The organism is Alphaproteobacteria bacterium (assembly GCA_040905865.1).
Classification (GTDB): domain Bacteria; phylum Pseudomonadota; class Alphaproteobacteria; order UBA8366.
On record JBBDQU010000046.1, the window covers coordinates 74,778 to 86,517 of the forward strand.

11 protein-coding genes are annotated in these 11,740 nt (G+C 63.0%); 5 read left to right on the forward strand and 6 right to left on the reverse strand.

Annotated elements, in window-relative coordinates; translation table 11 throughout:
- Nucleotides 1-9: 9 nt before the first annotated feature.
- Entirely contained in the window at nucleotides 10-1,563 is a 1,554-nt protein-coding gene (gene purH, locus WD767_09725) for a bifunctional phosphoribosylaminoimidazolecarboxamide formyltransferase/IMP cyclohydrolase (GenBank protein MEX2616365.1), read from the forward strand.
- A 112-nt stretch (nucleotides 1,564-1,675) separates the two neighbouring features.
- Complete coding sequence (locus tag WD767_09730; protein MEX2616366.1) at nucleotides 1,676-1,996, forward strand: heavy metal-binding domain-containing protein; 321 nt, start codon at nucleotides 1,676-1,678, stop codon at nucleotides 1,994-1,996.
- An 8-nt stretch (nucleotides 1,997-2,004) separates the two neighbouring features.
- Here WD767_09730 and WD767_09735 read toward each other — a convergent pair whose 3' ends face one another.
- The 3 genes from WD767_09735 to WD767_09745 all read right to left on the reverse strand — a co-directional run bounded on the left by WD767_09735 (nucleotide 2,005) and on the right by WD767_09745 (nucleotide 8,254).
- The gene (locus WD767_09735; GenBank protein MEX2616367.1) at nucleotides 2,005-6,837 is read right to left on the reverse strand and encodes an NAD-glutamate dehydrogenase; all 4,833 of its coding nucleotides are present in this window, start codon (nucleotides 6,835-6,837) and stop codon (nucleotides 2,005-2,007) included.
- Between the two features lie 144 nt (nucleotides 6,838-6,981).
- On the reverse strand, nucleotides 6,982-7,467 hold the full coding sequence (locus tag WD767_09740) for a response regulator (protein MEX2616368.1): 486 nt from the start codon (nucleotides 7,465-7,467) through the stop codon (nucleotides 6,982-6,984).
- 466 nt (nucleotides 7,468-7,933) lie between these two features.
- Nucleotides 7,934-8,254: a peptidylprolyl isomerase gene (locus WD767_09745; protein ID MEX2616369.1), complete on the reverse strand. Its 321-nt coding sequence runs from the start codon at nucleotides 8,252-8,254 to the stop codon at nucleotides 7,934-7,936.
- A gap of 302 nt (nucleotides 8,255-8,556) precedes the next feature.
- Between WD767_09745 and WD767_09750 the strand changes: the two genes are divergently transcribed.
- Nucleotides 8,557-9,000, forward strand: a complete 444-nt coding sequence (locus tag WD767_09750; protein ID MEX2616370.1) for an Hsp20/alpha crystallin family protein — start codon at nucleotides 8,557-8,559, stop codon at nucleotides 8,998-9,000.
- Between the two features lie 124 nt (nucleotides 9,001-9,124).
- A complete protein-coding gene (locus tag WD767_09755) occupies nucleotides 9,125-9,295 on the forward strand; it encodes a hypothetical protein (protein ID MEX2616371.1) in 171 nt (56 codons plus the stop codon).
- A gap of 6 nt (nucleotides 9,296-9,301) precedes the next feature.
- Here the strand turns inward: WD767_09755 and WD767_09760 are convergent, their stop codons facing one another.
- From WD767_09760 to WD767_09770, 3 genes are all read right to left on the reverse strand, one after another.
- Nucleotides 9,302-10,432 carry a mandelate racemase/muconate lactonizing enzyme family protein gene (locus WD767_09760; GenBank protein MEX2616372.1) on the reverse strand — a complete coding sequence of 377 codons (1,131 nt, stop codon included), beginning with the start codon at nucleotides 10,430-10,432 and terminating at the stop codon, nucleotides 9,302-9,304.
- A gap of 158 nt (nucleotides 10,433-10,590) precedes the next feature.
- A complete protein-coding gene (locus WD767_09765) occupies nucleotides 10,591-10,857 on the reverse strand; it encodes a hypothetical protein (protein ID MEX2616373.1) in 267 nt (88 codons plus the stop codon).
- 63 nt (nucleotides 10,858-10,920) lie between these two features.
- A complete protein-coding gene (locus tag WD767_09770) occupies nucleotides 10,921-11,232 on the reverse strand; it encodes a hypothetical protein (protein MEX2616374.1) in 312 nt (103 codons plus the stop codon).
- Between WD767_09770 and WD767_09775 the strand changes: the two genes are divergently transcribed.
- Nucleotides 11,222-11,722, forward strand: coding sequence for a cytochrome P460 family protein (locus WD767_09775; protein ID MEX2616375.1), 501 nt, complete (start codon nucleotides 11,222-11,224; stop codon nucleotides 11,720-11,722). The genes WD767_09770 and WD767_09775 overlap by 11 nt on opposite strands.
- Nucleotides 11,723-11,740 lie beyond the last annotated feature (18 nt).

The following is an 11,740-nucleotide window of genomic DNA, read 5'->3' on the forward strand; positions in this document are numbered from 1 at the left end:
TTACCCCGAATGGCTGAGGGAAAAATCGCCCGCGCGTTGATTTCGGTTTCCGACAAGACGGGACTGGACGAATTCGGTGCGTTCCTGTCCGGCAAGAGCGTCCGCCTGCTGTCCACGGGCGGGTCGGCAAGGGCCCTGCGCGGCGCCGGGTTGGCGGTCACCGATGTCGCCGATCATACCGATTTTCCGGAAATGCTGGATGGCAGGGTCAAGACGCTGCATCCGAAGATCCATGGCGGCATCCTCGGCCGGCGAAACCTGGATGCCCATCGCGTGGCAATGGAGGCGCATGGCATCGCGCCCATCGATCTGGTCGTGGTGAACCTGTACCCGTTCGAACAGACCGTCGCGCGCGGCGGCAGTTTCGAGGAGTGCGTTGAAAACATCGATATCGGCGGCCCCGCCCTGATTCGCGCCGCCGCCAAGAACCATGAATTCGTCACCGTCATTACCGATCCGGCGGACTACGCGGCGGTCATGGCCGACATGCAGGCGCGCGATGGCAGGGTCACCCCCGAATTGCGTCGCAGGCTCGCCGCGGTCGCCTTCGCCCGCACGGCCGCCTACGACACCCATATCGCCGCCTGGTTCGAAGCCCAGGCAAAAAACCCGTTCCCGGCGCGCCTGTCGGTTACCGGGCGCCTGAAGCAGACCCTGCGATACGGCGAAAACCCGCACCAGCAGGCGGCGCTGTACCTGGATGACGATACACGCCCCGGTATCGCGCGGGCGGACCAGATCCAGGGCAAGGAGCTGAGCTACAACAACCTGAACGACACCGACGCCGCCTTCGAACTGGTTGCGGAATTCGACGAACCGACCGTCGCTATCGTCAAGCACGCCAATCCCTGCGGCGTCGCCACCGGCGAAACGCCGCTTGCGGCATACCGGCGGGCGCAGTCCTGCGACCCCGTGAGCGCCTTTGGCGGCATCGTGGCGCTGAACCGGCCGCTGGACGCGGAAACCGCGCGGGCGATCACCGAGATATTCGTCGAAGTGGTCATCGCGCCGGACGCCAGCGCGGAGGCCCGCGTCGTCTTCGCCGAGAAAAAGAACCTGCGGCTGCTGCTGACCGGCGGCATGCCCGACCCCGCCGCCGAGGGTATGACCATGCGAACGATCGCCGGCGGCTTCCTGTTGCAGAACCGCGACAGCGGCCGCATCGGGCGCCACGACCTGCAAATCGTCACCAAACGTCAGCCGGACGACAACGAGGTTACCGACATGCTGTTTGCCTTCCGGGTCTGCAAGCACACCAAGTCCAACGCCATCGTCTATGTCCGCGACGGGGCCACGGTCGGCATCGGCGCGGGGCAGATGAGCCGCGTGGATTCATCGCGCGTCGCCGCCCAGAAATCCGCCGATCACCTGGGAACCCGGCCGTCGGTCGTGGCCTCCGATGCGTTCTTCCCCTTTGCCGACGGCCTCGTCGCGGCGATAGAGGCGGGCGCGACGGCGGTGATCCAGCCCGGCGGTTCGGTTCGCGACGACGAGGTCATCGCCGCCGCCAACGACGCCGGGATCGCCATGGCCTTTACCGGCATGCGCCATTTCAGGCATTAAAGCAAATCGTGATTAATCGGAATCACCCGGGTGATTCTGATTAACACGTGAATTTGCTTTTAATCCAAAAAATTAGACCGGATCGTGTTTGATCGAAAACAGGGGACAGGCCATGATTCTCACGACGACGGATTCAATTGAGGGCCACAGAGTCGTCGAATACCGGGGCATCTGTTCCGGCGAGACAATTCTGGGCGCGAATGTCGTCCGCGATCTGTTTGCCGGTGTACGGGACGTCGTCGGCGGCCGGTCCGGATCATACGAGAAGGTCATTCGCGCGGGAAAGGAAGCGGCGCTGCAGGACATGCAGGCGCATGCGGAGGAACTGGGCGCCAACGCCATCCTCGGGATCGACCTCGATTATGAGGTCGTCGGCGAAAAAGGCAGCATGATGATGGTCGTCGCCAGCGGCACCGCCGTGCGGATCGAGTAACGGGGAACTTATCCCGTTACCAGGCCGCGCAATTCCCGGTTGGCGACGGCGAGCATCGCCAGGTCAACCTGTCCGACCGCATCCAGATCGGCCAGCAGCCGTTCGACGCGGGCGCAGGCTTCCTTGCGGGCTTTCGCCCAGTTGTCGAGGGCGTCCGCGCCGGCGCCGGCCTGCGCCAGCACCTGCCCCGTCAGGGCGCTTTGCGCGTTCCACAAATCGTCGATGATCGCCTCCACCGCCAGCTTGTGCCATGAACTGTCCGGCGTCAGGCGGTTGGCGCCGCGGCGCAGCCAGTCGAGACGGAACCGGCTGCCCAGCTGGAAATAGACCCGCGCCGCGGTTTCGGGTTCCAGCCCGGCGGCCGCCGCGATGCAGATGACATCACAGGACGTGGACAGCATTTTCAGCGCCCCGACCCGTTTCGACAGAAGTTCCGGCACCCCCGGCAGGGCCAGGCGTTGCGTCCGCCGCGCCACATCCTCCAGTTGATCGGGCTGCAGGATGTCTTCCATCCGTCCGCCCAGCGCCGTGATGCCGGGCCCGAAGGCCTCCAGCAGTCGGGTGATATCCAGCGGCTGCGGCGTGTTGCGCAGGAACCATTGCGTATTGCGGTCCACCGTCCGGTCGATTTCCCGCAGCAGCAGGGTCTGCGCCTCCGCCGTGGCCACGTTGTCGAGGGCTTCGATCTCGGTCCATAGCGGGCGCAGGCCGAACACCTCGCGCACCACCGTGAAGGCGCGCGCCACCGCAGCCGTATCCATGCCGGACCGTTCGCGCATTTCGCTGACGAAGGACGGGCCGGTCCGGTTGATCATCGAGTTGGTCACGGCCGTGGCGATAATTTCCCGGCGCAGGGTATGGCGGCGGATCGCATCCCGGTACCCGTCGCGCAACGGCTGGGGGAAGTAGCGCTGCAGGTCCTTGACCAGCAGCGGGTCGTCCGGCAGGTCGGAATGCAGCAGTTCCTCATAGGTCGTGTTCTTCGCATAGGCCAGCAGCACCGCGATTTCCGGCCGGGTCAGCCCCTGCTGCGTGGCCTGCAGCGTATCGATGGTTTCGTCGTCCGGCAGGTATTCGATGGAACGGTCCAGTATTTCGGCGCGTTCCAGCGACCGCATGAGCCGCTGATGCCGGTCGAGCAGCCGGTGCGCCTGGCTGGCGATGACCGTGATCGCCTGCCCCTGTGCGTAATTGTCGGCAAGGCACAGCGCGCCGACTTCGTCGGTCATGGCGGCAAGCTGGTCGTTGCGCTGCTTTACCGTCATATCGCCCCGGGCGACGATGTCGTCCAGCAGGATCTTGATATTCACTTCATGGTCGGAACAGTCGACGCCGGCGGAATTGTCGACGGCATCCGTATTGATCCGGCCGCCGTTGCGGGCAAACTCGATCCGGCCGCGCTGGGTCACGCCGAGATTCGCGCCCTCGCCGACGACCCTGCAGCGCAGCGAGCGCCCGTCCACCCGAAGACCGTCATTCGCCCGGTCGCCGGCATCGCCATGGGTTTCGGTCGAGGCCTTGATATAGGTCCCGATACCGCCGAACCACAGCAGGTCGACCTCCGCCCTGAGCATGGCCGAAATCAGGGTATTCGGCGGCACCGACGACGCCTCGATGCCGAACAGCCTGCGGATTTCGGGAGTCAGCGCGATGGTCTTGGCGCTGCGGTCGAAAACGCCGCCGCCTTTGGAAATCAGTTTCGGATCATAATCGGACCAGCTGCTGCGCGGCAGGTCGAACAGCCGCTGACGTTCCGCAAGCGTCGCCGCGGGATCGGGATCGGGGTCGATAAAGATATGCATATGGTTGAAGGCGCCGACCAGCCTGATCTGGTTCGACAGCAGCATGCCGTTGCCGAACACGTCGCCCGACATGTCGCCGCAGCCGACCACCGTGAACGGCTGCGTCTGCGTATCATGGCCCATTTCGCGGAAATGACGCTTTACGGATTCCCAGGCGCCCTTTGCGGTAATACCCATCTTCTTGTGGTCGTACCCGACGGAGCCGCCCGACGCGAAGGCGTCGCCCAGCCAGAACCCGTAGGAAATCGCGATCTCGTTGGCGATATCGGAAAACGTTGCCGTGCCCTTGTCGGCGGCAACCACCAGGTAGGGGTCGTCGCCATCCATGCGGACAACCCGCTGCGGCGGCACGATCTTTCCTTCGACGAGATTGTCGGTGATGTCCAGCATTGCCGACATGAACAGCCGGTAGCAGGCGACGCCTTCGGCCTGGAAGGCTTCGCGGTCCTGCGGCGACGGCGCCTGTTTCAGGACGAACCCGCCCTTCGAGCCTACCGGCACGATAACCGAATTCTTGACCTGCTGCGCCTTGACCAGCCCCAGGATTTCCGTCCGGAAATCCTCGCGCCGGTCGGACCAGCGCAGCCCGCCGCGCGCGACAAGGCCGAACCGCATATGCACGGCCTCGAAGCGCGGGCTGTAGACCGAAATCTCGCGCAGCGGTTTCGGCTTCGGCAGTTCCTCGAGTTTCCGGCTGTCGTACTTCATGGACAGATACGATTTCACGGACCCGTCGGGCCCCGTCTGGAAAAAACTCGTGCGCAGCGTCGACTGGATGAGGTTCTGGTACAGGCGCAGGATCCGGTCCTCGTCTAGGTTGGACACCCGCTCCAGTTCCTGTTCGATGGCCTGCAGCAGGCGATCCGCCAGACCTTCGCGGTCGCCCTCGAAATCCGGGTCGAACCGCAGCTTGAACAGCCGGATCAGCAGGCGCACAAGGTCCGGGTGACGCGCCAGCGTGGCTTCCACATAGGACTGGCTGAAGGGGATTCCGGTCTGGTGCAGAAATTTGCAGTAGGCGCGCAGAACGACGACCTCGCGCCAGTCGAGCCCGGCGATCAGGACGAGGCGGTTGAAGCCGTCATCCTCCATCTCGCCGCTCCATATCCGCGCAAAGCTGTCGTGGAACGCATCGCGTATGGCATTGACGTCGGGGGCCGCGGCGTCGCCGCTGACCAGTCCGAAATCGTGCATATAGACCGGTCGGCCGACGCCGTCGGGATTCACTTCAGACGGCTCCTCGCTGACCACCTTGAGGCCCATGTTCTCGAGCCTGGGCAATATATCGGACAGGGCAATGGGATCGCCCGCGTTGTAGACCTTGAAAGAAAGCGCATTTTCACTGGCTTCGATCGGCCGGTACAGGTTCATGCCAAGCTTGCCGGACGCAAGCGCTTCCTCAATCCGCTCGATGTCGTACACGGCCGTCTTGGCGCTATAGGATTCCTGATAACCGGCGTCGAAGGCGGTGCTGTATATCTTGGAAAGCTGGGCGCCCCGCGCCTCGCCGAGATGCTCCACCAGCGCCTGCTTGAGCTTGTCTTCCCAGCTTCGCGCCGCATCCACCAGCCGGGCCTCGATTTCGCGGGTGTCGAATTCCGGCACGGCGCCCGGGGTCGTCTTGCCAACGAACTGCAGCCGGCCGAGCGGGTCATCCGCCATATGCATGTGGAAGGCGCGTACCGGGCCGCCAAACGCCGCGGACAGGATCGATTCGAACCGAAGCCGCAATGTCGTGCTCATCCGGTCACGCGGCAGGTAGACGGTCGCGGAGACATAGCGCTCGAAGGGATCGCAGCGCACGAATAACGCGATCCGCGGCCGTTCGTGAAGCTGCACGACGGAATGGGCGACTTCGGTCAGTTCCTCGACGCTGCTCTGGAACAGTTCGTCGCGCGGATAGTCTTCCAGCACGTGAAGCAGCGCCTTGCCGTTATGCCCGTTGAGGTCGAACCCCGAATTGCGGACAACAGTCGTCACCTTGTCCCGCAGCATCGGTATCTGCATCGGCGACTGGCTGTAGGCGACCGAGGTCAGTAGCCCGGCGAACAGATGCTCCCCGATGACATTGCCCGAATCGTCGAACAGCTTGATCGCGACCGTGTCCATATGAACGCTGCGATGCACGGTCGCCCGCTCGGTCGTTTTCGAAATGACCAGCAGTTCCGGCCGACGCACGAAATCCTGCACCGCCTGCGACTGTGCGCCGAGATTGCGCAGCCCTTCGAAAACCTGCACTTCCGGATCGCGCAGGATGCCGAGCCCCGATCCGGGCACCACGGCCATTCGCGCGCGCTTGCCCGTCCCGATGAAGTCCAGCCGGCGGTAGCCCAGGAAGGTGTAGTGATCGTCGTACAGCCATTCGAGGAAGGCGACCGCTTCATCGATTTCGGCCTTTTCCAGTTGCGGCGGGGCGGTCTTCAGCCGGTTCATTTCCGCGTGAATGTTATGGCGCATCGCCTGCCAGTCTTCCACCGCGGCGCGGACATTGCCCAGCACCAGACGCAACTGGCCTTCCAGCGCCTTCAGCGCCGCCGGGGTCGGCTGCGCGTCGATCTGGACATGGATAAAGGATTCGCGGATCGCATCCTTGTCCGCCTTGCCGACGGCGCAAAGAGTCTGGACGGCGCCGGTCCTGTCGCGCTCCGTCGCCATGACCGGATGAATGAGTTGATGGATGGCGGTGTTGTACTGGTTGAGATGGGACGTGACCGAATCGACCAGAAACGGCATATCGTCATTGACGATTTCGATGACGGTATGGGTGGAGTGCCAGCCATGCTGGTCGAAGCGGGGATTATAGACCCGTAGCTTCGTTTCGCCGGGTTGCCGGGTCGCCGCCATGCTCCATAGCGACAGCGCGGCGCCGTACAGGTCCTCGCTCTCTTCATTGATGAGGTCGTCCGTGGCGACGTCTTCATAAAACCGCCGCACGAAGGCTTCCGCCGTTGTCGCCTTGTTGCCCGCCATCTTGCTGCGGACAGTATCGACAATCCGCTCAATCGCCTCGTCCTTTACGCCATCCATCCGCAGTGCCATGGTCATCCTCCCGAACCGGTCGAAATCTCATTAACCCTATTTCATTAAGTATTGGTGAACTTATACCCCTTCGCCGAAAAAAATGGGCAAGGAATCGACCCGGTCATCCGCCCGTATTGCGGCAGCGGGCGGCGCGGTGAATCGTCAGATCACCCAGGAATCGTCTCCGTCTTCGACGGATGCCTGTGTTGCGACGGTTCCGGACAGGAGATCCGGGTTATCTTCCTTCGGCAGGGCCCGCAACAGCGCCACGACGCGTTTTTCCAGCAACTGCACCGTGAACGGCTTGGCCAGGTATCCGTTGACGCCGTGTTCGGCGGCCGCCGAGATCGCCTCGCGGGTGACATGGACGGACAGCATCAGGAACGGCGTCGGCCCGAATTTCTCCCGGACGAATTTGAGCATATCCAGGCCGCTGATATTCGGCAGTTCCCAGTCGCAAATTATCATGTCGACGTGATATTGGGGATTGTTCAGCATGTCGATCGCCGCGCGACCGTCGGTCGCCCGCAGGATCTTCCTGACCCCCATATCCTGCAGATAGGGCACAATCAGGGACAAAAGCTCGCGGTTGTCCGCGACCAGAAAACAGTACTTCGCCAGCTTCGCCTGCAACGCGCTCGACAGCATACCCCGCCTCCCGTCAGGCCAGCGTCGTCATGCCGGCATTTCCCGCGGCAATTTATACCGCGGGCCGGGCAGGTCAACCGCCCATCACGGCAACACGGGCAGTCCGGACTTGAAAATGCGTCGCACGCCGCATTCGGCGCATTGGCCGAACCGGATCACGCACCCCCTCGACCTGAAGCCGCTGAAGAGAAAGCCGGACGCGTAGTCGCGCCGCGTCTTATCCCTGCCGCCAGGCCGCCGTGGCCTTGCATTTTTTACAAACCCGTTCGCCGGCCCATTCGCTGGGAAATGTCTGACTGCAGAAAAGACATTTGCGCGTCCGCTGGGACGTCGCCTGTTCTTCGTCTTCTTTGGTCGGTTCTGCTACATCGCTCATATTTTATTTTTGGGACACTATACCGTCACCCGATACGATACGCCGTCCCAACTCCCTACCTGTGGCTAAGTTTTTCCTCCCGACCTGGCTTCAGCTGGTGCGCCGAATCAGGTGATAACCGAACGCTGTCGTCACGACATCGCTATCGGCGCCGACATCGAGCGCGAACGCAACAGCGTCGAACTCCGGCACCATCGCGCCACGCGGAAAAGAGCCCAGATCCCCGCCGTCCCTGCCAGACGGGCAATCCGAATGCTTCGATGCCAGCGCCGCGAAATCCTCGCCCTGAACGAGCTTTTCCCTGATTTCGCCAATCTGCGCCAGCGCATCCTCTTTAGACCGCGTCGCGGTCGAACGTTCCGATCCCTCGTACATCAAAAGGATATGTGAAACGCGAACCTGATCCGCCATTTTGCCCCCCCAGACCGATGAGAACCCGGCAGGCTGAAAAATCGCACCCGGTCCGAAACGTCAGTGTTGATAACCCGTTTTTAAGCAATATGTCACAAAAACGCCACCCCTTTGTGCAGTAAATCTGCATATATTTTCCAAAGTTCATTTTTTATCAATACGTTGAGTTGGATTTTCGATATCTACCGCATTGCACAATTATTGTGCAATGCGGTATTATTGATTCAGGTCAATGCATTGACGGACCGTATCGCCCCAATATTTCAATCAGCATTCCTTAACCACAGCAAAGGGGAATTTTCATGGTCGAAAGCAGCACACGAAAGGTACCGGTCGATACCAGCCAGTCGCACTGGCCGCATCTTTTCGAACCGTTCCGCACTGCGGCAGCCAGCGTCGCCAGCTTCTTCGCGCCGAGCGCCGACGCCGCAAACGGTGCGGATCACTATGAAATCAACATGGAGCTTCCGGGCGTTTCGGCGGACGATATCGACGTTTCGCTGAACGACCACGTCCTCACCATCAGGGGCGAGAAGAAGGCGCGGCACGAGGAGAAAACCAGGACCTATTACTTCTCCGAGCGCAGCTATGGCGCCTTCCAGCGTTCCTTCCGCCTGCCCGGTGACGTCGATACCGACCGGATCGAGGCCGATTTCACCAATGGCGTGCTGAAGCTGAGCCTGCCGAAATCCGGCCCCGCGGCCAGGGCGGAGAAAAAGATCCCCATCCAGACCGGGCTCGACTGAGCGACAGCGCCGGCGGGACCGCGAGGGCATCCCGCAGCCGGTCCCGCCGGCGCTTTGCGGCAATTCCCGTAAGATGGCGGCCACGAAAGTTCGAGGGTGACCCGCCATGCGGCAACCGACACGAATGCCCCTGAGCTGCGCCGCCGTGCGGACGGCGGAGGTCATCGGCACGCTGGAGGCGGAACTGGACCGCCCGGTCGTCACCAGCAACCTGCTGGGCGCCAGGCACGCCATGCGGACCATCGGCGTGACCGACCGGATCGACGGGTTCGGCGCCCTGCTCGCGGATCACTGACGGGGTTCAGTCCACCTCGAACCGGCGGATACCGTCGCGGTCGATCTCGATGCCCAGCCCCGGGCCGGTCGGCACCTTCACGACTCCGTTCACATGCTCCAGCGGCTGTTTCAGCACCGCCTGGCGGAAGGGATGTTCGCTGCGGTCGAATTCCAGCAGCGGCTCGGTCGGGTTCCAGCCCGGCGGGTTGTGCGGCAGCACGGCGAGCAGTTGCATCGCCGCCGACAGCCCGATTCCCGTGCCCCAGACATGCGGGATGTAGCGGATGCCGTGGGCGACGGCCATGTCGGCGATCTTCTTGCATTCGGATAGCCCGCCGGCCGCGCAGGTATCCGGCTGGACGATATCCATCGAGCGGGTCGCGAGGATGTCGCGGAAGCCGTAGCGGGTGTAATCGCACTCGCCGCCCGACAGCGGGATTTTCAGCGCCGCCCTGATCTCCCGGTAGCCGGCAAGGTCCTCCGGCACCACCGGTTCCTCGAACCAGCGGATATCGAGGTCTTCCACCATCCGCCCCATGCGGATCGCGTCGATCACGTCATAGCCGTGATTGGCGTCCATCATCAGCCTGATATCGGGGCCGACCGCCTGGCGCACCGCGCGGGCGATGGCGACGTCGCCTTCCACGTCGAAGCCGATCTTCAACTTCACCCCCTTGAACCCTTCGGCGACGTAGCCCAACGCCTCTTCCACCAGGTATTCCAGCGGATCGCCCTCGTCGCGGCGATACATGCCGGTCGCATAGGCCTCGACCTCGGTGCGCAGCGGCCCGCCCATGAGCCGGTGTACCGGCGCGTTGAAATGCCTGCCCTTGATGTCCCACAGCGCGATGTCGATGCCGCTGATGGCGCAGATCGGCATGCCCTTCTGCCCCTGGTCGCGGCAGCGGTCATACAGCGTCTGCCAGATCAGTTCCGTGGCCAGCGCATCCGCGCCCACCAGCAGCGGCCGGAACGACCGGATGATGGCGGCGATGGGGCGCGACGGCCCGAAGCATTCGCCCCAGCCGGTCAGCCCGGTATCGGTCGTGATCTCGACCAGCACGGTCTGACGGATATCCGCGCGGTTGAAGGACCAGCGGAACGGCGCCGTCAGCGGCGCTTCGAGCACATGGGTGGCGACGTCGATAATCTTCATGAAAGGCTTCCTCCCCGTTTCGGAAACGGACGATGACATGCCTGACGCGCCGCCACCACCATCAATCCGCGCGCACGCAATTCTCACTCAGGCGTGAGGATGTTTGAAGTTCGCGCCGCCGCCGGAAGCGATAGGCTCGTGCCAAGGTTATCGGATTTTCAGATCAATGACGCCGCAAGGCGTGGAGGGAGGCTTACAATCATGAAACCGTTCAATGCAAAACTGTTGTCTTCAACCGTAATTCCGGTCGCGATCCTGGTCGGGCTGGGCGTTGCGACGATCGCCGCCGCGCCGAACACGGCCATCGGCAGCGCAAAGGCCGCCAGCCGGGGCTGCAATCCCTGCGCCGCGAAAAACCCCTGCGCCGCGAAGAAGGCGGGTAATCCATGCGCCGCAAAGAACCCCTGCGCCGCGAAAGGTTGCAACCCCTGCGCCGCAAACCCCTGTGCGGCTAACCCCTGCAACCCTTGTGGCGCGGGGAACCAGGCCTATAGCGCCCAATGCGTCGTACCCCGCCTGGCCAGCGCCGCTGCCTGCAACCCTTGCGCCGCGAAAAATCCCTGCGCGGCAAAAAATCCCTGCGCCGCCAAAGCGTGTAATCCCTGCGCGGCAAGGAATCCCTGCGCGGCAAAGGCATGCAATCCGTGCGCGGCCCGTAACCCCTGCGCGGCGAAAGCCACCAATCCTTGCGCCGCGAAGAATCCGTGCGGCGCAAAAGCCTGCAACCCCTGTGCTGCAAGGAATCCTTGCGCGGCGAACCCGTGCAGCCCCTGCGCGGCGGCGGATCCGGTGGAGCTCACCGATGCGGAAGCGGCCAGCGCCTATGACTGCGTCATTCGAGAACTGCGGGCGGCCTATTCGAAATCCGGCGCCGACACGGCGAAGAACTATGCCAACTGGCGCCGCTACAGCCGCGTCGCCTATACCTCCGGCACCCATGGCAACCGTTTCGTGCAGAATTACGCCAACGCAACCGCGAAGGCCTATGGCGCATTCGAGAATGCCGGCGTCATGCCGGTAGGTTCGATTCTCGCCAAGGACAGCTTCACCGTCGACGGCAAGGGCCGCATCGGCATCGGCCCGCTGTTCCTGATGGAAAAGATGCCCACCGGCTTCAAGGAGGAATCAGGCGACTGGAAATATTCCATGGTCATGCCGACCGGCGCGGTCGCGGGCGTCACCAACGGCAAGAACGCGACCGCCATGAATGTGTGTCATGAATGCCATATGTCCGTGGCGGAAGACCAGGACTCCATGATGTTCCTGCCCGAGGAATACCGGGCGAAGTAACCCGTGTTGATACGGCAG

Coding starts and splice junctions, on each gene's coding strand:
- purH (MEX2616365.1), top strand. CDS start 10: ATGGCTGAGGGAAAAATCGCCCGCGCGTTGATTTCGGTTTCCGACAAG.
- WD767_09730 (MEX2616366.1), top strand. CDS start 1,676: ATGATTCTCACGACGACGGATTCAATTGAGGGCCACAGAGTCGTCGAA.
- WD767_09735 (MEX2616367.1), bottom strand. CDS start 6,837: ATGGCACTGCGGATGGATGGCGTAAAGGACGAGGCGATTGAGCGGATT.
- WD767_09740 (MEX2616368.1), bottom strand. CDS start 7,467: ATGCTGTCGAGCGCGTTGCAGGCGAAGCTGGCGAAGTACTGTTTTCTG.
- WD767_09745 (MEX2616369.1), bottom strand. CDS start 8,254: ATGGCGGATCAGGTTCGCGTTTCACATATCCTTTTGATGTACGAGGGA.
- WD767_09750 (MEX2616370.1), top strand. CDS start 8,557: ATGGTCGAAAGCAGCACACGAAAGGTACCGGTCGATACCAGCCAGTCG.
- WD767_09755 (MEX2616371.1), top strand. CDS start 9,125: ATGCCCCTGAGCTGCGCCGCCGTGCGGACGGCGGAGGTCATCGGCACG.
- WD767_09760 (MEX2616372.1), bottom strand. CDS start 10,432: ATGAAGATTATCGACGTCGCCACCCATGTGCTCGAAGCGCCGCTGACG.